General features: G+C 51.3%; 24 protein-coding genes. 13 read left to right on the top strand and 11 right to left on the bottom strand.

All coding sequences use genetic code 11. The annotated features are described in order from the left end of the window. Window positions 1-7 precede the first annotated feature (7 nt). The 7 genes from WGC32_RS02700 to WGC32_RS02670 form a co-directional block, all read right to left on the bottom strand. A complete protein-coding gene (locus tag WGC32_RS02700; protein ID WP_342680599.1) occupies window positions 8-343 on the bottom strand; it encodes a lipocalin-like domain-containing protein in 336 nt (111 codons plus the stop codon). A gap of 18 nt (window positions 344-361) precedes the next feature. Next, window positions 362-766 carry a hypothetical protein gene (locus tag WGC32_RS02695; RefSeq protein WP_342680598.1) on the bottom strand — a complete coding sequence of 135 codons (405 nt, stop codon included), beginning with the start codon at window positions 764-766 and terminating at the stop codon, window positions 362-364. A 129-nt stretch (window positions 767-895) separates the two neighbouring features. Next, window positions 896-1,555, bottom strand: a complete 660-nt coding sequence (locus WGC32_RS02690) for a zinc ribbon domain-containing protein (protein WP_342680597.1) — start codon at window positions 1,553-1,555, stop codon at window positions 896-898. Between the two features lie 19 nt (window positions 1,556-1,574). After that, window positions 1,575-2,216 carry a hypothetical protein gene (locus WGC32_RS02685; RefSeq protein WP_342680596.1) on the bottom strand — a complete coding sequence of 214 codons (642 nt, stop codon included), beginning with the start codon at window positions 2,214-2,216 and terminating at the stop codon, window positions 1,575-1,577. A 98-nt stretch (window positions 2,217-2,314) separates the two neighbouring features. After that, the gene (locus WGC32_RS02680; RefSeq protein ID WP_342680595.1) at window positions 2,315-2,899 is read right to left on the bottom strand and encodes a zinc ribbon domain-containing protein; all 585 of its coding nucleotides are present in this window, start codon (window positions 2,897-2,899) and stop codon (window positions 2,315-2,317) included. Window positions 2,900-2,957: 58 nt separating this feature from the next. Then, window positions 2,958-3,410, bottom strand: coding sequence for a DUF4234 domain-containing protein (locus tag WGC32_RS02675; RefSeq protein WP_342680594.1), 453 nt, complete (start codon window positions 3,408-3,410; stop codon window positions 2,958-2,960). Between the two features lie 188 nt (window positions 3,411-3,598). After that, entirely contained in the window at window positions 3,599-4,210 is a 612-nt protein-coding gene (locus WGC32_RS02670; protein WP_342680593.1) for a recombinase family protein, read from the bottom strand. A gap of 355 nt (window positions 4,211-4,565) precedes the next feature. Between WGC32_RS02670 and WGC32_RS02665 the strand changes: the two genes are divergently transcribed. Both WGC32_RS02665 and trxB read left to right on the top strand, forming a co-directional pair. Continuing rightward, window positions 4,566-5,516, top strand: a complete 951-nt coding sequence (locus WGC32_RS02665; protein WP_342680592.1) for a M28 family metallopeptidase — start codon at window positions 4,566-4,568, stop codon at window positions 5,514-5,516. 17 nt (window positions 5,517-5,533) lie between these two features. After that, a complete protein-coding gene (trxB, locus tag WGC32_RS02660) occupies window positions 5,534-6,454 on the top strand; it encodes a thioredoxin-disulfide reductase (protein WP_342680591.1) in 921 nt (306 codons plus the stop codon). Window positions 6,455-6,580: 126 nt separating this feature from the next. On the opposite strand, the gene WGC32_RS02655 is transcribed toward trxB, so the two are convergent. After that, entirely contained in the window at window positions 6,581-8,347 is a 1,767-nt protein-coding gene (locus WGC32_RS02655) for an L-fucose isomerase (protein ID WP_342680590.1), read from the bottom strand. A 239-nt stretch (window positions 8,348-8,586) separates the two neighbouring features. After that, window positions 8,587-9,279 (bottom strand): hypothetical protein, encoded by a 693-nt coding sequence (locus WGC32_RS02650; protein ID WP_342680589.1) that lies wholly within the window; start codon window positions 9,277-9,279, stop codon window positions 8,587-8,589. A gap of 311 nt (window positions 9,280-9,590) precedes the next feature. Between WGC32_RS02650 and WGC32_RS02645 the strand changes: the two genes are divergently transcribed. The 9 genes from WGC32_RS02645 (at window position 9,591) to putP (ending at window position 19,963) form a co-directional block, all read left to right on the top strand. Continuing rightward, window positions 9,591-10,574 (top strand): carbohydrate kinase family protein, encoded by a 984-nt coding sequence (locus tag WGC32_RS02645; protein WP_342680588.1) that lies wholly within the window; start codon window positions 9,591-9,593, stop codon window positions 10,572-10,574. A gap of 65 nt (window positions 10,575-10,639) precedes the next feature. Further along, entirely contained in the window at window positions 10,640-11,611 is a 972-nt protein-coding gene (locus tag WGC32_RS02640; protein WP_191482111.1) for a PfkB family carbohydrate kinase, read from the top strand. 319 nt (window positions 11,612-11,930) lie between these two features. Further along, window positions 11,931-12,908: a PfkB family carbohydrate kinase gene (locus tag WGC32_RS02635; RefSeq protein ID WP_191509488.1), complete on the top strand. Its 978-nt coding sequence runs from the start codon at window positions 11,931-11,933 to the stop codon at window positions 12,906-12,908. 30 nt (window positions 12,909-12,938) lie between these two features. Continuing rightward, on the top strand, window positions 12,939-13,913 hold the full coding sequence (locus tag WGC32_RS02630; RefSeq protein ID WP_342680587.1) for a carbohydrate kinase family protein: 975 nt from the start codon (window positions 12,939-12,941) through the stop codon (window positions 13,911-13,913). A 38-nt stretch (window positions 13,914-13,951) separates the two neighbouring features. Next, on the top strand, window positions 13,952-14,938 hold the full coding sequence (locus WGC32_RS02625) for a carbohydrate kinase family protein (RefSeq protein ID WP_342680586.1): 987 nt from the start codon (window positions 13,952-13,954) through the stop codon (window positions 14,936-14,938). 24 nt (window positions 14,939-14,962) lie between these two features. Further along, complete coding sequence (locus tag WGC32_RS02620) at window positions 14,963-15,940, top strand: carbohydrate kinase family protein (protein ID WP_342680585.1); 978 nt, start codon at window positions 14,963-14,965, stop codon at window positions 15,938-15,940. 166 nt (window positions 15,941-16,106) lie between these two features. Next, window positions 16,107-17,186, top strand: coding sequence for a non-hydrolyzing UDP-N-acetylglucosamine 2-epimerase (wecB, locus tag WGC32_RS02615; protein ID WP_342680584.1), 1,080 nt, complete (start codon window positions 16,107-16,109; stop codon window positions 17,184-17,186). Window positions 17,187-17,198: 12 nt separating this feature from the next. After that, on the top strand, window positions 17,199-18,260 hold the full coding sequence (locus tag WGC32_RS02610) for a glycosyltransferase family 4 protein (protein WP_342680583.1): 1,062 nt from the start codon (window positions 17,199-17,201) through the stop codon (window positions 18,258-18,260). 149 nt (window positions 18,261-18,409) lie between these two features. Then, the gene (gene putP, locus WGC32_RS02605) at window positions 18,410-19,963 is read left to right on the top strand and encodes a sodium/proline symporter PutP (protein ID WP_342680582.1); all 1,554 of its coding nucleotides are present in this window, start codon (window positions 18,410-18,412) and stop codon (window positions 19,961-19,963) included. 70 nt (window positions 19,964-20,033) lie between these two features. Here putP and rbr read toward each other — a convergent pair whose 3' ends face one another. Next, window positions 20,034-20,576, bottom strand: a complete 543-nt coding sequence (gene rbr / locus WGC32_RS02600) for a rubrerythrin (protein ID WP_191482119.1) — start codon at window positions 20,574-20,576, stop codon at window positions 20,034-20,036. A 153-nt stretch (window positions 20,577-20,729) separates the two neighbouring features. Between rbr and WGC32_RS02595 the strand changes: the two genes are divergently transcribed. Together WGC32_RS02595 and WGC32_RS02590 are read left to right on the top strand one after the other, a co-directional pair. Then, window positions 20,730-21,251, top strand: coding sequence for an ECF transporter S component (locus tag WGC32_RS02595; RefSeq protein WP_342680581.1), 522 nt, complete (start codon window positions 20,730-20,732; stop codon window positions 21,249-21,251). Beyond that, the gene (locus WGC32_RS02590) at window positions 21,244-21,816 is read left to right on the top strand and encodes a class I SAM-dependent DNA methyltransferase (RefSeq protein WP_342680580.1); all 573 of its coding nucleotides are present in this window, start codon (window positions 21,244-21,246) and stop codon (window positions 21,814-21,816) included. The genes WGC32_RS02595 and WGC32_RS02590 overlap by 8 nt, the downstream gene beginning before the upstream one ends. A gap of 44 nt (window positions 21,817-21,860) precedes the next feature. Here WGC32_RS02590 and WGC32_RS02585 read toward each other — a convergent pair whose 3' ends face one another. Beyond that, window positions 21,861-22,394, bottom strand: a complete 534-nt coding sequence (locus tag WGC32_RS02585; RefSeq protein ID WP_342680579.1) for a methylated-DNA--[protein]-cysteine S-methyltransferase — start codon at window positions 22,392-22,394, stop codon at window positions 21,861-21,863. Window positions 22,395-22,400 lie beyond the last annotated feature (6 nt).

Genomic DNA, 22,400 nt, shown 5'->3' with positions numbered 1-22,400 from the left:
TTCAATATTATTCCTTCAATAAAACAAGCTCTTGACCTTCGGCAGAAAGAACTAAACGATCCTCCGTCAGATCCTCGATATTCATTAATAGCATGTCATCTCCATAAGGATTAGATAGTTTCAAACTATCTTCCGAAATACTCCAATTCGCTTCATATGTGTCATCTCCGTTAAATCCGACCGCATCCCCGTCTGAGAAAAACTCAAAACCTGTGGTCGTATCTTCCTCAAAAACCCACCGCCCCACAATTAACTCATCAGGAGATTTCGGACCACAACCGGTTAATAATAAAGTTATAAGAAGCAGCGCGCTTAATATGCGCAATAAACTCTTTTTTTTCATCTTAAAGCACTCCTTTAATTAGTTTGTTGCCATTCCATAGCAGTCGTTGCAGACGAAGATCACCATGCCTAAAAGATTTTCATAGTGTTTAGTAGCTTTTTCACCGCATAGTGCGCAGACCTTGCTACAATCCTTGCAGACATAAGCATCTGATCCGTCACTGGTTTGATATGCCACCGATGGAGTCTTTCCGCACCAATCGCAGGGTACGTCGACAGTAGAAGAGCAACTGGTAAAAATCCATACCATGACGGCTATGATCAATGCCGCCGCTATGATGATTTTCCAAAGGCCGGTCTTTTTAGGTGAGTTTATAGCCGCCGCGCCACCGGCAACCAGTGGCGTAGATTCCGTTTTTGCACCGCAGTTGGGGCAGGTTTCCTCCCCGTTTAAGGGTGCACCACATTTTCCACAAAAAGGCATATTTTTTCCTCCTTACAAATCGACAGGGATAGATGACATTCAGCTACTTCCTATCACTCGTAGTAATATTGCGGAATTTTTTGACAAAATATTACTGTGATGAACTTCGACACAGAGGATTAGCAACATTTAAATAAGGTTGCCAATACGCATACCATCCAGATACCAGGAACGTCCTACCTTGACGAGAGGAATCTCCAATGTGTTACTGACCTCTGTTTCATCCGCTGTAATTGTTATTTCTACCTCCGCAGTTTTCGCGGCAGATACCTTGATCCCTATATCTGCATATGCGTCTTTAGTGCGTTCTAATTCTTCACGATCTATCTCCCCGGCATCGACAATTTCATGGGAGATTTTCCACCCTTCGCCTAGATGCTGGTCGAACGAGTCCAATTGATCTTGAATCTGACCGTTGAGGTCATCGACCACTTCGTCAAAATCATCGGAATCATATCCGTCCTGCTCCATCTGATAGTCGATAAACTTTTTAGGCATGAGGTTAATAGCAGATTCCATGTCGGCACTGAATTGGGCGTCCACAAATTTTTCTACAGTGGACTCATAGCTCCTTCCAGGAAGCAGAAAAGCTCCCAAGATGACGGCAATGGCAATAGCTGCAATGACGGCCGCTATGATAGCCATCCTGCGCTTCCCTCCGGTCTTTTTAGGTGAGTTTATAGCCGCCGCGCCACCGGCAACCAGTGGTGTAGATTCCGTTTTTGCACCGCAGTTGGGGCAGAATTTCCCGCCGTCTAAGGGTGCGCCACATTTTCCGCAAAAAGGCATATTTTTTCCTCCTAAATTTTCAGTTGTAGGTATTGCTGGCCGCTGATGAAGGTTCTTCAGGGCGATGGGGTAATCTCCGGGATATTTCCCGGAGTGCTTCCACCCGGTTATTCTTTGCCAGGACTTCATAGGTTGCATAGGAGGTATAAATCACAATGTGCTGTCCCGACTCAGCCACATTCAGAATTTCACGATAGTGCAGCCGGAATTTTGTCATGGCCTCTGTATAGGATAAGGCTGTTACTCCTTCAAGGTGTCTTTCATATACATTTAAATAAGACTTGTCCTGACAAAAGGTGACGATGACAGAACGTATAGACGCAATAGGCAGACATAAAAGCAAAGGAATGACGGCAAAACCAAGGAAATGGCCTATGTCGATGCTGTCGAAGAGATCCAAGCCAATCAGGCCCGTTCTGATCATATATTCAGACCAATGGGTGAAAATCATCAGCAGGAGAATGAGCACAATAACATAGTAAAGGATTAAAAAAACAATCTGAAAGCTTTTCAGGGCAGTGCGGCTGGATTGGGTGGAGACAAGGAGCCGCTCGGCCTTATCGGGCGTAGGGGAAGGAGCACCTTCCACCTGTGCCCCGCAATTCGGACAGAATTTCCCGCCGCCTAAGGGTGCGCCGCATTTCCCGCAAAATTTATCCATATCTTTTCCCTTCCTCGATTTCGCGTTAAGAATAATTAAGAGATGATCCCTTTCATTCCCTTCGGAGATTGTTGAACGCTGCCAAGGCTGTGGGGAAACTATCGTAGTTTTGTGCCACACTCCGTACAGAAAGATACAGCGTCCTCTAATTTCGCGCCACAATGGGGACAGATACATTCAGAGATATAGGGACTGGATTCTGCCGGCGGATGCTTGGGCTCTTGGCGCAAGGGCTTACCGCAGTTGGTGCAAAATTGCGTTCCGACTTTTACCATAACGCCGCAGCTTTCGCACCGGATGAGATCAACGTTTGAAGCAACTGACGGATCTTTGGGCATGGGAGCGCCACAGGAGCCGCAGAAAGCCAAGCCAGACGCCACCTCGGCGCCGCAATTCGGGCACTTTTGAACTCCTTTGATATCCTGAATCTGCTGCTGATAGTCCCGAATTTTTTGTTCAGATTCGATGATGGAGTTAATCATCCCAGAAAACTCATCTTCGTAATCTTGTAAATGCAGGGACATATATAGCTTCCCGATTTGGGAATAGGTATTGTTAATTTTCCCCTCTTCCGAAGTGATAAGAGAGTTAAGTTTTGCTACCTCCGATAGATCCTTTGCCTTTTGCACAGCCTTTGCCGTGGTTTGAGAAGCCTTTTGTGTTAGATTATCCCAAAATGCCATGGGTTTCCCTCCAAATTATGCAATTAAATTATACACACAGAGAATCTACGGTTATAAGTCATCCATTGACATTATAATGAGAAGACAAAAGATTCATTGCTTTGAGCAGTTTATAAATATAAATAAAAGGTCCTACAACGATGAGTGAGCCCAGGATGGACCATCCCCAGTAGCTGCCCGCCCCAAACTGATAGGAAATATTCCTGCGGCGAAGCTCATTGCCAATGCGGGAGGATAAATTGTGATACCAGACCAGCACGCCGATACCCAAGGTAAGCCAACTAACCAAGAAGATGAGCAAGCAATAGTGCATAGTCCGCTTTCCATCATAGCGCCCGGCAATAATATTGATATCGCTGGAAATTGAGGACATGACCACAATGGGGTAGATTCCCAAAGTAATTATTCCAAGAAGAATATACTTTGCCAATCCTCGGTTTGTTTTGAGCTGGCCCACCGGCGCGGAAAAATTGGGGGTATTTTGCGATACATTTTGTTGAACAGTTTCCATTTTCAGCACTCCTTCTTCCATATTCACTTTAAGAACGTGTACATTTTGACAGTAAAACCACGAAATAATTTGTAAGCAGAAAGTTCATTTTTTATTCACAATAGTCTTGAGAAATAGGGTAGGTTATGTTATGATACAAACAACAAAGAAACGTGTCAAAATATACACATTTTGGTATTTATGCAGTGTTATATCGTTGAATTGGTGCTTCTATACTCTCTCAAACGACGATAAAAGGTGGATTCACTGATTTGGTATCGATGAAGGATTTCGGAAAAATCCATTTCCTTGGACTGCCATCGTTCTACAGCCCTAAAAAAGTCTACGGGCAATTCTTTTTTAGGCCGTCCAAATTTAACTCCTTTGGCTTTTGCGGCGGAAATTCCTTCGGCTTGTCTTTTTTTGATATTTTCGTGTTCGCTTTGGGCTACGAAGGATAAGATTTGCAAGACAAGATCGGCAATAAAGGTCCCCATCAGGTCTTTGCCCCGACGTGTGTCTAGCAAAGGCATATCAATGACACAGATATCCACTTTCTTTTCTTTTGTCAGAACACGCCACTGAAACTGAATTTCTTCATAATTGCGGCCCAGCCGGTCGATGCTTAATATGTAAAGCAAATCCCCCGGCCTTAATTTTTCAAGCAGTTTTTTGTACTGCGGGCGATCAAAATCTTTGCCAGACTGCTTGTCCAAAAAAATATTTTTTTCCCGAATACATTTCCTCCGGAGCGCCACAAGTTGGCGCTCCTCATTTTGTTCCCTGGTACTCACACGAATGTAGCCATAAACCCTACCCATTGTTACGAAGAAACCTCCTTATTTTTATACTTTTGAACGAGGACTCAAAAGGATGAGCGCAGCTTTTCCGCTCCATAATGAGTCATGTTCTATCTATAGATTGTAAAGGATGAGGTCAAATGATAGCGAGAAGACAAAGGGCTTCATCTACCTTAAAAAACCATGAAGCGGGTCTAGGGATTTTTAATATGTGGGACAACAGATGGTTATTATTTTCACTGTGATACGGGATGGAGTATCAGCGATTTTGTTCAGCCCTGTTTGCATAGAAGGGGCGAGTCATGATACAATGAATATAAAAGCAGGAAGGGAACATGAGCGGCGGGAAAAGCCTGGTTTTCCAGAAGGAGAGGACATGAGGCAAAGGTTGTTTGACAAGGTCTGCGGTACCTTTGAGGTGCGCAACGGCAAAAGGCAGAAAAGCGCGTTTTTGCGGTGGGTGCAGGAGATGCTCCGAGAGGAGGGAATCCCCTCCCGGGTGAGTATTGACCGGTGCGTGGTAAAAAACCGCAACTTGATCATCGGGGACCTGGAGAAGGCGGCCACGGTAGTGACTGCCCATTACGACACGCCGAAAGCCATGCCCTTCCCTTTTGCCACCTATCTGGATCATTTTTGGCTCTCCCTTTTTTCCCAATCCTGGGGGATTATCCTGGCATTGGCCATCCCACAGTTTTTACTGGCCTATTTGTCGGTCTCTCTTTTTCCTAGGTATCTTCTGTTTCTCTTGACCTTTGTCCTGTTTTTCTTTACGGTGAATAACCGCCACAACCAAAATGACAACTCCTCCGGTGTTCTGGGGGTGTTGGAATGCGCGTTGCGGTGTAAGGAGACAGGCCGGGAGGATATTGCCTTTGTCCTGTTCGACAACGAGGAGTGGGGACTTTTGGGATCCGCTGGATTTGCCAAAAAATATAGGAAGCAGATGAAGGGAAAATGGGTCGTCAATCTGGACTGTATCGGTGCCGGAGATGATCTTGTTCTGGTGTGCAACAAATTTACCCTGCCCAAAGCCCAGTCCATGGTTTGGGCTTTGGGAAAAGAACCGCCGGGGAAGCGGGTCTATGCCCGGCTTTCCAAGAATATGCTGGTTATGTCCGACAACGCCAACTTTTCCGCCAACGGGATCATGATCGGCGCCTTCCGAAAAGACAGGTTTGGGCTGAAGCTGTCCCATATCCACCGGTGGACAGACCGGGAGCTGGACGAGAAAAATATCGACCTGGTTTGTGATTTAATCACAGCGCATGAATCGGGAAAAAGTGTAAAATATATGGAAAGAGAGCCCAAACGAAAAATTTGCTGAGAAATTAGGTGAGTGAAATGACGGATATCATTGTCATTGGCGCCGGAACTGCCGGCTTATCCGCGGCCATTTACGGGATGCGCAGCGGACTGACGGTGGTGGTAATCGAGCAGATGATTTATGGCGGCCAGATTGCCAACACTCCGGATGTGGAGAACTATCCCGGCATTGCCTCTATCTCCGGTTTTGAATTTGCCCAGAATATCTATAATCAGGCGGTAGCCCTGGGGGCCCAGGTGGTTTACGAAACACCGGTGGCCGTGGAGCTGGAAGGACCGGTGAAAAGGGTAATCACCAATCAAAATACCTATGAGGGACGCTGCGTCATCATCGCTAATGGTGTGGAGCGGAGAAAGTTAGGCTGTGATGGGGAAGAACGGCTCAGCGGCCGCGGGGTATCCTACTGTGCCACCTGTGATGGAGCCTTTTATAGAGGCAAGGATGTCTGCATTGTAGGCGGAGGAAACACGGCCCTTGAGGACGCTTTGTATCTTTCCAATAGCTGCCATACCGTCCATCTGATTCACCGGCGGGATCAGTTTAGGGCATCCAAGGTTATTGTGGAGTCCGTCCTGTCCCGGGAGAATATCCAGATCCACTATGATAGTGTGGTGCAGCAGATCCAAGGAGAAAATACGGTGGAATCGGTGGAGATAAAAAATAAAAAGACAGGAGAAAGTTCTGTCATCCCCTGCCAAGGCATCTTTATCGCCGTGGGACTGGTGGCGAAAAACCAGCTGTTTTCCCCGGCAGTGGCTGTGGATGAAGGCGGTTACATCAAAGCGGGGGAGGACTGCAAAACCAACATCCCCGGTGTGTTTGCCGCCGGAGATACCCGAACCAAGTCGGTGCGGCAGCTGGTGACGGCGGCGGCGGACGGGGCCGTGGCGGCGGTGGAGGCCGCGAACTACATTGGGGAGGTCCCCGCTGTCCGGTAACATCCGATCACATCACATAAAAAGGGGCGGACCTTCTAGGCCCACCCCTTTTGTTCATGACAGCTATCCCTGCCGCTCCCAGCAAAAAAGCGGCGTGTTTTTAACACGCCGCTTTTCGTTGTAACCTTATTTGTAGAGAGGGCCGTAGGTGCTGCAGGCTCTGTAATCGGCAGACTCCAGATCCTGGGTGCCGAAAGCGCTCCAGGCATGGGGCCGGAAGATCTTCTCCCGGGGCACGTTGTGCAGCGCCACTGGAATCCGCAGCATGGAAGCCAGGGTGATCAGGTCGGCGCCCACATGGCCGTAGGTGAGGGAGCCGTGGTTGGCGCCCCAGTTGGCCATCACGGAATAGACGTCGGTAAAGGCGCCTTCGCCGGTGAGGCGGGGAGCGAACCAGGTGGTGGGCCAGGTGGGATCGGTCCGTTTGTCCAGGATATTGTGCACTTCGTCGGGCAGGGTGACGGTGTAGCCCTCAGCAATCTGGAGCACCGGGCCCAATCCGTCGATGAGATTGAGACGCATCATGGTGACAGGCATCTCCGCGCTGGTCTTAAAGTGGGAGGAGAAGCCGCCTCCACGGAAGTAGCCCAGGCTGGCCGGGCACCAATCGGTGGCTTCCAGACAGGCGTCTGCATCGGCCTGGGTCATCTCCCACCAGGGCTTCATGACAGGGTTGCCGCCGGCGTCTTTAGATTTGCCGGTAGCATCCAGCGCCGCCGCGCCGGAGTTGATGAGATGGATAAAGCCATTTTCCGCCCGGCCTTCTGGCTGCCAGCCGGTGACCCGCTTCACAGCGTCAGGGCTCCAATAGGTGCGCACATCGGCAAAGATGGAAGCGCAGCCGGTGAGCAGATGGCCGAAGAGCATGGAGGTGGCGTTGAGGGTATCGTTTTCGGTGGCGAAGATGGTGGGCTGCTTGATTCCGTTCCAGTCAAAGGTGGTGTTGAGCATAGCCTCGGTAAAGTCGCCGTTGGGCTGCCAGTCGGACCACATCCGCTGGCCCTGGAAACCACCCAGCAGACCGTTGCGGCCCAAACTTTCCTCATACCAACCCATATCATACAGCTTGGGATTGCCGTGGAAAATGTCCCGGCAGATGAGGGTCATCTTGACCACAAACTCCCACTCTTCGTCTTTCTGCTGCCGGGAGTGCTGTACTTCAGGAGCGTTGTTGTCAAAGCCCTCCTTGCAGTGCTCTTTGACCCACTTCAGTGCCTTTTCGTATTCTTCGTGGTCGTAGATCCCCAACTTTACCCGGCGGGAAACTTCACTCATATCCACCCATTCCGGACGGATGCCCAGATACTTCTGGAAGAAAGCGGGGTCGCAGAAAGCGCCCATAATACCCATAGAAACAGAACCCAGGTTGATGTAGGATTTGCCCCGCATTTCGCCGACGGCAATGGCGCCTTTGGCAAAGCGGATGATCTTTTCCTTTACATCCTCGGGGATGGAATTATCCTCAATGTCCTGGACATCATGGCCATAGATGGAAAAGGCGGGAAGGCCGCGTTGGTTATGGGCGGCCATGACACAGGCCAGATAGACGGCGCCAGGGCGCTCAGTCCCGTTAAAGCCCCAGACAGCCTTAATGGTCAGGGGATCGGTATCCATGGTCTCGGAGCCGTAGCACCAGCAGGGGGTGACGGACAGGGTAGCGCACACGTTGTTGACGGCAAATTTTTCGGCGCAGAGAGCAGCCTCTTTACAGCCGCCAATGGTGGTGTCCGCAATGACGCATTCCACCGGAGTGCCGTCAGCATAACGGCAGTTTTCACTGATCAAAGCGGCAGCGGCATGGGCCATTGCCATTGTCTTTTCCTCTAGGGATTCCCGGACGCCCAATCTTCGTCCGTCGATGATGGGCCGGATGCCAATTTTTGGATTTGCCATAGAGATTACCCCTTTCATTTTTGTCTGTCCGTTTCTGATATCCTTAAAAGCGTAAGAACACAGCATGTACCTTCATTATAAAGGAAATAGGCCCTGATAACAATCAGGAAACTGTGAAATTTCTCCCCCAATTTCTTGGTGATTTCTTACATGATTTCACTGGGATAAGAGAGAAAAATCAGGAGAAAACCATAAAATTGGGAGGATAGTTTCTGCCGGGAAAGGCGAACGCCCAGCGTTTACTGGGCGTTTGCGTCGTCTGATACAATGGGAAACATAATATCGCTTTCCAGAGAGTTTAAGTTGGGAAGCTCCGGCAGAAGTTCCCGCATCTTTGCCGCAAGGTCAGTTAGCTCATTGTAGGCGTTTTGGTATTCCTGGCCAAATTCATCATCCAAATCTTCAGGATGGAGGGCCAGCTCCGAGAGGATATCCAGCTGCGCTTTCATCCCCAGCAGCTGTTCATGGATTTGTTGCTGATTCCGGCCTGGACTGGGAAGACCGGACAGGGCGTCCTCCGCCTCCTCTACCGCCGATTGGATGCGCTGGAGATATCCAGAAGCTTCCACCTCGTCTGCAAGGCTGTCCACAATGGCTTGGGTGTCCAAACCTTCTTCTTGGGCTAGATCCCAGGTCTGGGCATAGATCTTACAGATGGAAGAGGAAAGAAGCCCCGCCCGATAGGTGGATTCATAGGCGGTAGGGATTTGCTGGATATAGCCGGCCTCATCCTCGCTATTGTTGTGAAAGAGGATGAGGCAGCTAACGAGGACAAAGGCCACAACCACGGCGAGGACCGCCACGATGGTGATGACCTGTTTCTGCTCTGAGGAACGGGGGGCGCGGGAAGGGCTGCCCGGAGGGGGAGAACTAGGTGCGGGAGAGGGCTCCTGCATAAAATCGGTATAGGATTGCTTCGGTTGCTGCTCCATAAAAAGGCCTCCTTAGGCCGCAGATAGCGGTGTGATTACCTACATTATAGCATAGATTTGGCGTTTTCAGAAAAATAGTGGGAAAATACATAAAATATTAAGATTTGGAGGGGTTGTAAAGACTGTTTTAGTATTTTCCCTAATTTTATCGGTAAATGTTTGTGCTAAAAGTCAAAAATTTTTGGAAGTCATGAAAAGAAATGAACCCTTATTGACAAAAAAATGAGGATATCTTATGATAGAACTGTTTAAGTAAACATAGTTGCTTTTACATTATATAAGCGCCTAAAAATAAGAAAAGGATGGTACTTATGGCATTGGATATTGTTACAATTGGATTGGCTTGCAGCGACGTGCTGCTCAAACCCATGGTGCGGGAACTGTTTGACAGGGACGCCATCACCTTGGATTCTATTATGTCCCATTCGGGAGGCGACGCGGTGAATACCGCCATCGACTGCCAGAAAATGGGGCTGGAGGCTGGCGTTGTCTGTAAGGTGGGAACCGATACCTTCGCGAACCCCATCTGGGCCAACCTGAAGGACGCCGGAGTCAATACCCAGGGCGTGGTGGAGGATCCCAGCGTGGCCACCTCTGTTTCCATCGTCTGCATCGAGCCAGACGGCCAGCGGCATTTCGCCGTTAACCAGGAGGCTAACAACTCCCTGTGCTATGAAGACGTCAACGTCGATTTTATTAAAAATTCCGGCGCCAAGATCCTCCAATACGGTAGCGCTGTTTCCTGCCCCAAAATGGATGAGGGCATTGGCAAGCTCTTCGCCGAGTGCCAGGAAGCCGGTATGCTCACCTCCTGCGACATGTCCTGCGCCGACGATATGGTGGAGGCAATGAAAATCCTGGAGCCCATGTTCCAGCATCTTGATATCTTCCTGCCCAGTATGTATGAAGTCACCGCCCTGACCGGCAAACAGACCTGCGAAGAGATTGAAGAATTCTTCCGTCCCTACGGCCTGAAGATGATGGCCATTAAACTGGGCGGAGACGGCTGCTTTGTCACCGACTTTAAAAAGCACAGATATATCCGCACCTTTGAGAATGCCCCGGTCATTGATACCACCGGCTGCGGCGATTCCTTTGTGGCTGGCTTCCTGACCGGCGTCATCAAGGGCTGGGATGTAGAGGAGTGCGCTGTTTACGGCAACGCGGTAGGTTCCTGCAACTGCCAGAAGATCGGCGCCAACACCGGTGTGCGTTCCTTTGAGGAGACCATGCAGTTTATCCGGGAGAACATCGAATATGTGCCGGAAGATCTCCGGGGGAGATTTGTCAAATAACACCGCTGGAAGAAGTAAAGCCGGTTTGGCCCCTATGGGGCGGCCAGAGTGAAAGGAACAGATTTATGGATATTGTAACTGTAGGAAACGCCGTATGCGATATGGCGCTCAAACCTGTGACCAAAGATTTTATGGAAAGGGACTCTATCCGCATCAGCAGCGTGCAGAACACCTCCGGCGGCGACGCCCTTAACTGCGCCATTGACTGCTCCAAGCTGGGGCTGGATACCGGCATCTGTGCCATGATCGGCCAGGACATGTTCGGCGGCGTGGTGAAGAACAACGCTGTGCAAAACGGGGTGGATGTGAGCCGGATGGTGGAATCTGCCGAACACATGACCAACATCTCCTTTGTCTGCATTGAGGAGAGCGGCGACCGCCATTTCTTGGTGACCATCGGCGCCAACGACGAGTTTGGCTACAAGGATATCGACATGGAATATGTCAAACAAGCCAAGGTGGTACAGATCGGTTCCGCGAACGGTATCCCCAAGCTGGACGGCCCCGACCTGGGCCGCTTCCTCAAGGAGTGCCAGGAGGCCGGCTGCATCACCTCTATGGACGTCACCGGCGGCCTGGACGGCAAGGTGTATATGACCGCCATTGAGGATGCCCTCCACTATACCGATATCTTCCTCCCCAGCATGTATGAGGCAACCCAGCTGACCGGCAAGGAAACCTGTGAGGAGATCGAGGAATTCTTCCGTCCCTATGGGCTGAAAATGCTGGTTATCAAACTGGGCGGCGACGGGGTCTACGTTACCGATTTTGCCAAGAGGAGATACATTCGGACCTTTGAGGACGCCCCGGTTATCGATACCACCGGCTGCGGAGACAGCTTCTGCGCCGGCTTCCTCACCGGCATTGTCAAGGGCTGGAGCATGGAGGAATGCGCCGTCTTCGGCAACGCGGTGGGTTCCTGTAACTGCCAGGTCATCGGCGCTACCCTGGGCGTGAGAACCTTTGATGAAACCATCCAGTTTATTCGGGAAAACATTCAGCATGTTCCCGAGGATCTGCGGGCCAGATTCCTGTAAAAATGAAAAAGCAAAGCGGGACGCATTTGCGTCCCGCTTTTTTTGGCCCGCACGGGTTGGACAGATGTTGCCAAAGAGATGGGAAAGGGTGGGTTTCTTTGGAGGGAAACTTGTTCTTTTGGTAGGAAATCTCCGTGATTTTCGTGGAATTTCACAAAAAATAGGGAATTTTTTTGGGGAAATCAAACGCTTATTGACAAGAAAATAAAAATGTCCTATCATATAGTTGTTCGTTTAGAGAGGTAAAAAGCTGGCGGGAAGGGCTGTAAAAGCCGCACCGCCGCTGCCATCAAATTTAATGGATAAAAGGATGAATGGAATGGACATTATTACCATTGGCAGCGCTTGCAACGACATTGTGCTCAAACCGATCCCCAACACCCTGCTGGAACAGTCGGCGGGGGTGCGGATTCCGGAGATTGTTTCCACCACCGGCGGGGACGCCCTCAACACCGCGCTGGACTGCGTCAAGCTGGGGATGAGCGCCGGCCTTATCGCGAAAGTGGGGGATGACCAGTACGCGGAGGTCATTCATGAGCATTTGGAAAAACGGGGGGTAGACCACAGCCAGGTCATGACCGACCCCCACGCGGAAACCAGCCTTTCCTTTGTCTGCCTGGAGCCTTCGGGGGAAAAGCATGTGGTGCATACCTGCGGCGCCAACGACGAGCTGGGCTATGACGACGTGGACTTTGACTATGTGGCAAAGGCCAAATTTATCCAGTACGGCAGCGCCAACGTCCATAAGAAGCTGGACGGGGAAGGAATTGCCAAGGTGTTCCGCCGGGCTAAGGAGCTGGGGCTGACCACCTCCATGGACGTCAACTGCAACCTGCCTCCCGAGGAGTGCTACAACAATATCAAAGACGCCCTCTATTACACCGATATCTTTTTCCCCAGCGACTACGAGGCCGAGATAATTACCAACGGCTTAAAAACCTGCGAGGAATACGAGGAATTTTTCGGCCGGTTTGGACTGAAGGTGCTGGTGGTAAAGCTGGGCTCCAAAGGGGTGTTTATCACCGACTTCACCACCCGGCGCTATCTGTCCACCTTCCAGGTGGATCAGGTGCTGGACACCACCGGCTGCGGGGACGCCTTTGTGGCGGCCTTCCTCACCGCCCTGGCCAAGGGCTGGGACATCTGGGAAGCGGCGGTGCTGGGCAACGCAGTGGGCTCCATGAACTGCCAGGCCATTGGCGCCAACATGGGGGTCAAGACCTTTGAAGAAACCATGGACTATATCAAAGAGAGGATCGACCAGGTGCCGGAGGATCTCCGGGCCCGGTTCCAATAAAGGGAAAGAATTATGCAAAGGGTGAAGCATATGGATATTGTAACCGTAGGCCATGCGGTGGCCGATATTATTCTCAAACCGGTACCAGATAACTTTTTCCAGATTGACGCGGTGAACATCCCCTCCATCTCCACCGTCACCGGCGGGGACGCCCTCAACACCGCCATCGACTGCGCCCGGCTGGGAATGCAGGTGGGATATGTGGCAAAAACCGGTACCGATGCCAACGGAGCTTTCCTCAAAAGAGAGGTGGCCAAGGAGGGCGTGGATATTAGCCGCGTCATCAGCACCGATGAGGCCAGCACCGCCACATCTATCCATTTCCTCAAGGAGGACGGCGAGCGGCACACGGTGGTGCTCACCGGCGCCAATGCGGAACTCGTCTACGAGGATCTGGATGTAGACTACTTTAAGCAGGCCAAAGTGGTTCAATATGGCAGCGCCAACGGCCTTGCCAAGCTGGACGGCCCGGGCATTACCCGTTTGTTCAAGGAGTGCAAGGAAGCGGGCTGCATGACCTCTATGGATGTTACCTGCGACCTGCCGCCAGAAGTGTGCTACAATAATGTCAAAGATGTTCTGAATTATACCGATATCTTCTTCCCCAGCGACTACGAGGCTGAAATCATCACAGGGGGACTTACCAAATGTGAGGATATAGAGAAGTTCTTCAGCCGCTTCGGCATCAAAATTCTGGTCATCAAACTGGGGGCCAGAGGGGTCTATGTCACCGACTTTAAGACAAGACGCTATATTCCCACCTTCCAGGTGCCCAAGGTGGTGGATGTGACCGGCTGCGGAGATTCTTTTGTAGCGGCTTTCCTCACCGCCATTGTCAAGGGCTGGAGCATGGAGGAAGCGGCTGTGTTTGGCAACGCGGTAGGCTCCATGAACTGCCAGGTGCTGGGAGCCAACCTGGGTGTCAAGAGCTTTGAGGAAACCATGGCTTATATCAAAGAGAGAATCGATCAGGTGCCGGAGGACCTTCGGGCCCGGTTCCAATAGGCGCAAGGCGCTATGAAGAGGACAAAGGAGGCAGACAGATGGATATAATCACAGTGGGAAGCGCAATGCAGGATTTGGCGGTGACCCCGGTGACCCCGGCGGTATTTGAGACAGAATTCCGCAACTACAGCTACTGGGAGGCCAGCACCGGCGGCGACGCCATGAATGTGGCCAATGCCTGCGCCAGGATTGGCGTTCAGGTGGGCTGCATCTGTAAGGTGGGAGACGACGTCTTTGGCCGCAGCATCCGGGAGATTTCGGAAAAGGCCCATGTGGATATGAGCCACATGGTGGTGGTCCCCGACGGGAAAAGCACCCTTTCCCTCCATCTGCTGGACGGGAAGGGAGCCCGGCACAGCGCTTTCAACCTGGATCCCAAAACCTCCCTGACCGAGGCTGATATTGACTACGACTACATCAAAACGGCGAAAATCGTTCACTATGGCAGCATCCACCTCTGCCCCGAGATGGAGGCGGAGGACGGGGTGACCGCCATGTTCCGCAAGTGCCATGAGCTGGGGGTGGAGACCTCCATCGACGTTTCCGGCACCGAGGATCTGTCGGGCAGGGCGGCCACCGGCTTTGAAAAAATTCGCAACGCCCTGTATCACACCGATTATTTCCTCCCCAGCTGGGACGAAGCCACCGACATCAGCGGAAAGAATACCTGTGAGGAGATTGTGGACTTCTTCCGTCCCTATGGGATGAAGATGATGCTTATCAAAATGGGGCCGAAGGGCTGCTATGTCAGCGATTTCAAGGAGAGCCAGATGATCCCCACCTTCCCGGTAGAGCTGGCCATTGACACCATCGGCTGCGGGGACAGCTTCTGCGCAGGATTCCTCAGCGCGATCACCTGGGGCTGGAGCATCTGGGAAGCGGTAGTCTTTGCCAACGCCGTGGGTTCCATGAACTGCCAGGTGGTAGGCGCCACCTTTGGCGTCCGGCCCAAGGAGGAGGTTATGGCCTATATTAAGGAGCGGATCGACTGTGTTCCGGAGGATCTGCGGGCCAGATTTGCGTAATGGTGAAAAGGAGAGCAGAAAGTTATGGTAGATATTTTAACACTGGGTATGGGCATGGTGGATGTAGCGATCAAACCCATTCCCTCCGACATGTTTGAACACGATGTAATTCTGTTCGATTCGGCCACTACAACAACCGGCGGCGATGCCCTCAACTGTGCCATTGACTGCGCCAAGCTAGGGGTCAAAACTGGCTGTGTCTGTAAAACCGGCCAGGATATCTACGGCCGCCTAATCCGGGAGACCTGCGATCAATACGGCATTGATATTAGCCGGTCCAAAGAGGATCCCCAACTGCCCACCACCATGGCGGTGCTCTGCATCGGCGAGGATGGAGAGCGCAACGGTATTGCCCACACCCGGGGAGTGAATAAGGAATTTACCTATGACGACATTGATTTAGACTATGTCAAGCAGGCTAAGATTGTCCATTATGGCAGCGCGGGCTTGGCGCCTAAGCTGGATGGACCAGACATTGGGCGGGTGTTCCAGGCCTGCAAGGAGGCTGGAGTGACCACCGCTATGGATGTCTGCATCCTGGATCACAACGACGTAGCGCTGGACTATGTGAAATACGCCCTGCCCTATACCGATTTCTTTATGCCCAGTGACAACGAGGCGGCGGAGATCTCCGGCAAAGAGACCTGCGAGGAGTTCGAGGAGTTTTTCAAGGGCTACGGAATCAAAAACCTGGTGGTCAAGCTGGGAGCCAAAGGGGTTTATGTCAGCAATTTGAAGGAACACCGCACCATTCCCACCTTCCATGTGGATCAGGTGAAGGACGTCACCGGCTGCGGCGACAGCTTCTGCGCGGCATTTCTCTCCGCTATCTCCTGGGGCTGGAGCATCTGGGAGGCGGCGGTCTTTGGCAACGCAGTGGGCTCTATGAACTGCCAGACTGTGGGAGCTACCCTAGGCGTTAAGTCCCGGGAAGAGACCATGGCTTATATCAAAGCCCATATCCAGGATGTCCCCGAGGACCTGCGGGCTAGATTCCTTTAATTAATAGCCAATCAAAGGGCTGGGAAACAACGTTTTCCAGCCCTTTTTATTGTCATATGTGGTATTTTATTGACCTTTTGGCAAAATAGAAATATAATAACTTATCGAAATATGAAATTCCCGGAAACGGTGGAAAAGAACGTGAGACAGAAAGGGAGAAGCTCCGATGAAAATATGCACCATTGTGGGGGCAAGGCCCCAGTTTATTAAAGCGGCGGCCCTGTCCCGGGTCCTGCGGAAGGAGCATGAAGAAGTGCTGATCCACACAGGGCAGCACTACGATCACAATATGTCCGACATCTTCTTCGATGAGCTTTCCATACCCAGGCCCGATTATAATCTGGGTATCTCCGGTGGAAGCCATGGCAAGATGACGGGAGAAATGCTGATTGCAATTGAGAAAGTCCTGTTAGAGGAGCACCCGGATATGGTGCTGGTCTATGGCGACACCAATTCCACCCTGGCAGGGGCTCTGGCGGCGGTAAAGCTGCATATTCCCATCTGTCATGTAGAAGCGGGGGTGCGGATGGAGACCCTCCAAAATCCCGAGGAGGTCAACCGGGTGCTGACCGACCGGATTTCCGCTTTGCTCATGTGCTGCACGGAAACTGCCATTGGCAACCTGAAGGCGGAGGGAATCACCAAAGGGGTCTATAATACCGGGGACCTGATGTACGATGCGGTTGTTTACTACGGAAAAAATCTTCCGCCGCTAAAGGAAGGGGATATTCTGGACTTTGGAGGGAAGGAGGTATCCCTTCCGGAGAATTATCTCCTCCTTACCTGCCACAGGGAGGAAAATACCGGTTCAGATGAGCCTTTGGACCAAATCTTCTCCGCCATGGAAGAACTGACGGTTCCGGTGGTCTATCCGGTACATCCCCGCAATCATGAAAGGGCGGACCGTCTGTGCCGGGAAAAAGGATACCGAAATATTCTGCTGACCCAGCCGGTAGGATATCTTACCTCCCTGTATCTTATCAAACACGCTCAGAAGGTGGTCACCGACTCGGGCGGGTTACAGCGGGAGGCGTGGTTTATGGGGAAACAGTGCGTCACCCTCCTAGACAATCCCCCCTGGCCGGAAACATTGGATGGCAACGTCAACCAGCTTTGCCGGCCGGAAAAAGCGGAAATTCTGCAAAAATTGGCGGTGCAGCCTGACTTTTCCCAGCATCAGAACCAGTTTGGCGATGGGCATGCCGCTGAAAAGATCACCAAGATCCTGACGGAGTTTCAAAAATAAGGAGCGGATATTGTGACCATTTTATATATAACCTTCATCGACTTTGGGGAGTTTAAATCCGGCTCCAGCGTCCGCCCCCAGAAGATGTATGACGCCTTCCGGCAGCTGGGCCATGAGGTCAAGCTCCTGGAGGGGCAGCAAAACCGCCGGGCAGAGCGCAAGCAGAAGACAGCGGAAATCCTCTCCTGGCTGGACTCTCATACCCCGGATATCTGTTATGTAGAGCCCCCAGCCGGCCCCTTTTTTAACGCTATCGATCTCAAGCTTCTCAAAAAGGTTCATGGGATGGGAGTGCCCATTGCCCTGTTCTACCGGGACGCTTATTGGAAGTTTGCTAAGTGGTGGGGGGTCAAGGGTCCGAAAAAATGGCTGCTGACCTACATGCACAAACGGGATCTGAAGGTGTTTGCAAAGAGCTGTGATATCATCTATTTTCCAAGCCCCAGCATGGCGGACCTTTTTGACTTCCGCCGCCGGGAAATACTACCGCCGGCTGGAGAGTATCATGGTGACCATACTCGCAAAATACAACATAGGGTGGTTTACGTAGGAGGAGTTACACCACGCTATGGAACACAACAACTTCTTGAGGCCATCAATCTTCTCCATAAGCGTGGTATGGACATTAAACTTTCTTTGGTTTGTAGGTCAGAAGAAATGCAGAATTTAAAGGCTCAAGACCTACAAAAGAAGTGGATAACAGTTTTTCATGCTAGTGGCGATGAGCAATTGGCCTCCATTTATGCGGGAGCGGATGTAGGGTTAATCCCACTCCAAAGGGACTTTTATATGGATTTTGCAATCTGTGTGAAGATGTTTGAATATATGGGGTATGGCCTGCCGGTCATTTCCACCGACTGCGTGGAGACAAAACGGATGATCGACCGGTATGGATGCGGGCTCACCTGCAAGGATGATCCCCAATCTCTGGCCGATGCCATTGCCCGGTTTTACAGTGATCCGGAAAAGATAGAAGAATACCGGAACAATGTCAAAAAGGCCATGAGCGAAAACCAATGGCGCAACCGGGCCCAAAAGGTAGTAGAGGACCTTTCCGCGCTAAAGAAAAAATAAATAACGGTCAATTTTGGCGGTTTGTCCAAAAATGCCGGAGGTTTTTTGGTTTTGGCATATTTTGCTTGATTTTATTACCAAGGTAAAGTAAAATAGTGCTGTTGCCTGAAAAAAGAAAAACAGGTAGTTTTATATTGTAGGAGGGGACTATGGGAGATACAATTCAAATTTTGATTGCCATGGTGATCTACATGGCGATTGTTATCATCATTGGTGTGGCCTTTGCCAAAAGGGCCAACAAAAACTCAGAAGAATATTTTCTGGGCGGCCGCAGCTTGGGCCCCTGGGTGACTGCCATGAGCGCCGAGGCGTCGGACATGTCCGGATGGCTGCTCATGGGTCTGCCCGGCGTAGCTTACTGGTGCGGTATCGCCGACGCAGCCTGGACAGCTATCGGACTTGCTCTAGGTACATACATCAACTGGCTCATTGTGTCCAAGCGCCTGCGCCGCTACAGTGAGAAGGCGGGTAATGCCATCACCCTTCCGGAGTACTTCTCCAACCGTTTCCATGAGAAGAAAAAGGTGGTCATGACCATCGCCGCCATCTTTATCCTGATCTTTTTTACGGTTTATGCGGCAAGCTGTCTGGTCACCTGTGGAAAGCTTTTTTCTACCCTGTTTGATATGCCCTATATTCCCATGATGATCGTGGGTGCTGTATTTGTTCTGATTTATACCATTCTCGGTGGATTCCTGGCAGAAAGCGCTTCTGATTTTATGCAGGCCATTGTCATGATTATCGCTTTGGGTGTTGTTGTTACAGTGGGAACTGTAGCGGCAGGAGGGCTTGGCGCGGTCATTGAAAACGCCAAATCCATTCCTGGTTTCTTTGATTTCTTTGGCATTGCCACCCCCACCACAGTGGACGGTGTGCAGCAGGTAGTCAATGGCCAGCCTCAATTTGGCGCGGCTGGAAATTACAGTATCCTTTCTATTATTTCTAATGTCGCATGGGGCCTTGGTTATTTCGGTATGCCTCAGGTGCTGCTGCGGTTTATGGCCATCCGGGATGAGCACAGCCTGACCCGTTCCCGTCGTATCGCTACAGTCTGGGTGGTTATCTCTCTGACCATCGCCGTCTTCATCGGCGTCATGGGCCGTGCCCTCTTCCCTTCCGCGCTGCTGACAGCATCCGATGCTGAGAACGTATTCATCCTGCTCTCCACCGGGCTTTTACCGGCACTGCTGGCTGGTTTTGTTATGGCGGGTATCCTAGCGGCCACCATCAGCTCTTCCGACTCTTATCTGCTGATTGCGGCTTCTGCCTTCGCTAAGAATTTATATCAGGGACTGATGCATAAAAAGGCTACCGATAAACATGTTATGATTGTTTCTCGTATTACCCTGCTGGCGGTGACAGCTATCGCCATTGTGATTGCGTTGGATGAGAACAGTGTCATCTTCACCATCGTCAGCTTCGCTTGGGCTGGATTTGGAGCCACCTTCGGCCCCCTGATGCTTCTCAGCCTGTTCTGGAAGCGAATCACCCGGGCTGGTGCCATTGCTGGCATGATCAGCGGCGGCGTCATGGTATTTGTCTGGAATCTGCTCATCCGTCCTTTAGGCGGTCTGTGGGATATCTACGAACTTCTACCAGCCTTCATCATCTCCTGCCTATTCGTCGTGGTGGTTTCACTGCTGTCACCGAAGCCATCCGCTGAAATCGAAAAGGAATTTGACGAAGTTAAAGCTGGAGTATAAGCTCCACATTTCATCAAGAGAAAAGGCATACCGCAAACTGCGGTATGCCTTTTTACGCTGTGTGCAAGCTTTAGTAATTGGCCGCTTTGACCTGAAAATAGCTCTGGGGATGCTTGCAGACCGGGCAGACGCCGGGTGCTTGGGGGCCGACATGCTCCCGGCCACAGAAGCGGCAGACCCACACCGTCTGGCTATCGTCCTTTTTGAATACCTTCTGATCCTTGATGTTTTGGCACAGCTTTTGATAGCGCTGCTCATGTTCCGCCTCGATTTGAGCCACCAGCTCAAAATGGGTGGCGATTTCGTTGAAACCTTCCTCCCGGGCCACCTGGGCAAACTCTTTATACATCTGGGTCCACTCGTAGTTTTCCCCTTTGGCGGCATCCTCCAGATTGGTCTGGGTATCCGCCACCTGGCCGCCTTGGATGTATTTATACCACTGGTAGGCGTGGGCGTATTCATTGTCGGAGGTCTCTTCAAAGATGGCGCTGATCTGCTCATAGCCGTCTTTTTTAGCCTTTTTGGCATACATCTGATATTTACACCGGGCCTGGGATTCGCCGGCAAAAGCCGCCAGCAGGTTTGCATAGGTTTTGCTGTCTTTAAGCTGCATATAATCACATATCCTTTCCTGTTGCGCGCCTGTAAGGACGCCATATTTTGTGGAAAAATTGACGGATTTTCCTACACAGGTTATAATTGCCAAGGGAAATCCTTTTATACAGGATCCCCGGGAGATCAAAAGAAAAAGGAGAAAGAATCCATCATGCATCAAAATACCACCAGACGTTTGACTTATGCCGCTCTTATGTTGGCGCTAGGCATCCTAATTCCCATGGTGTTCCACACCTTCCAGATTTCGGGCGGAATTTTCCTGCCGATGCATCTGCCCATCCTCCTCTGCGGATTTTTGTGTGGGCCTCAGTTTGGCGCCCTCTGTGGACTGGTTGTTCCTTTGGTTTCCTCTCTGTTTACCGGCATGCCGCCCATGTATCCCACAGCGGTGGCTATGGCGCTGGAACTGCTGACCTATGGGTTGGTTACAGGGTTGCTCCGCAAAAAATGTAATGTCTATGTGACCCTCCTCGTCGCCATGCTGGCCGGCCGCGCCGTATCCGGCTGTGCGAATTTGGTGCTCATGGGCCTGGCGGGGAATTCCTATACCCTCAGCGCCTTTTTAACCGCGTCTTTTGTTACGGCACTGCCTGGCATTGTCATCCAGATTGTGGTGATTCCGCTGGTAATTATTGTGATGAAGAAAGCGGGGCTGACGGATTTAAATGAATAAAATCAGGGCATATTTTGACGCCCTCGCTCCCCAGTGGGATGAGGTTTCCGTCCACGACCCCCAAAAGATCCGAAAAATTTTGCACAGCTGCCACCTGAGTAAGAAAAGCCGCGTGTTGGATATCGCCTGCGGTACTGGGGTGCTGGCCCCCTTCCTGTTGGAGTGGGAGCCGGCTTCTGTCACCGGCATTGACCTATCCCCCAAGATGATTGATATTGCCCAGAAGAAATACGGGGATAGGGTAACCTACATCTGCCAGGATGTGCTGGAATACACCGGCGGCCCCTTTGATGTCTGCATCGTTTACAGCGCATTCCCCCATTTTCTAGTGCCGGAACAGCTGCTGGAAAAGGCAAACAGTCTTCTTTCTTCCAGCGGACGGCTGGTTATTGCCCATTCCCAGTCCAGGGAACAGATCAACTCCATCCACGGCGGCAGTGCCAGCCAGGTTTCGCGGGGGCTGATGGAGGCCTCCCAGCTGGCTGAGCTGATGGAGCCTTGGTTTGCTGTGGAAGAGATTGTGGATGACGAGCAAATGTATCTAGTTTGCGGTAGAAAAAAATAAAAGCCTGTCCCTTCTAGGGACAGGCTTTTATGATGGGATAAATTCTATAAGGTGCTTCCCCTTTTGGGGGAGAAGAACCGGCTCTGATCGACCCCTTCCAGGGTGAGCAGGGCAATTTTTTTGTCGATGCCTCCGGCATATCCGGTGAGGCTGCCGTTGCTCCCCACCACCCGATGGCAGGGGATGATGATGGAGATAGGGTTGTGGCCTACGGCACCTCCTACCGCTTGGGCGGACATGCTTTCCAGACCCTGTTTTTCTGCAATGCGGGAGGCAATTTCCCCATAGGTCATGGTCTGGCCATAGGGAATTTGCAGGAGAATCTCCCAAACCCTCTGGCGGAAGGGGGAACCCTGGGGCGACAGAGGGGGAGTAAAGGGAGGCTTTTTCCCCTGGAAATAGAGATCCAGCCACTCTTTGACCTGCTGAAAAACAGATAGGTGTTTTTCCTCCCGGGAATCGGTCAGGGTAGCGCCAAAATACTTTTGACCGTCAAACCACAGGCCGGTGAGAGACTCCCCGTCGCTGGCCATGGTGATGCCGCCGAGAGGGGAGGAATAAGTATCGATATACTGCATGGGGGT

Origin of the sequence: Zongyangia acetica (assembly GCF_038739695.1) — a bacterium.
Lineage (GTDB): Bacteria > Bacillota > Clostridia > Oscillospirales > Ruminococcaceae > Zongyangia > Zongyangia gallinarum.
The sequence above is the reverse complement of the archived record's forward strand: the minus strand, read 5'-3'. Positions and strand labels throughout refer to the sequence as shown.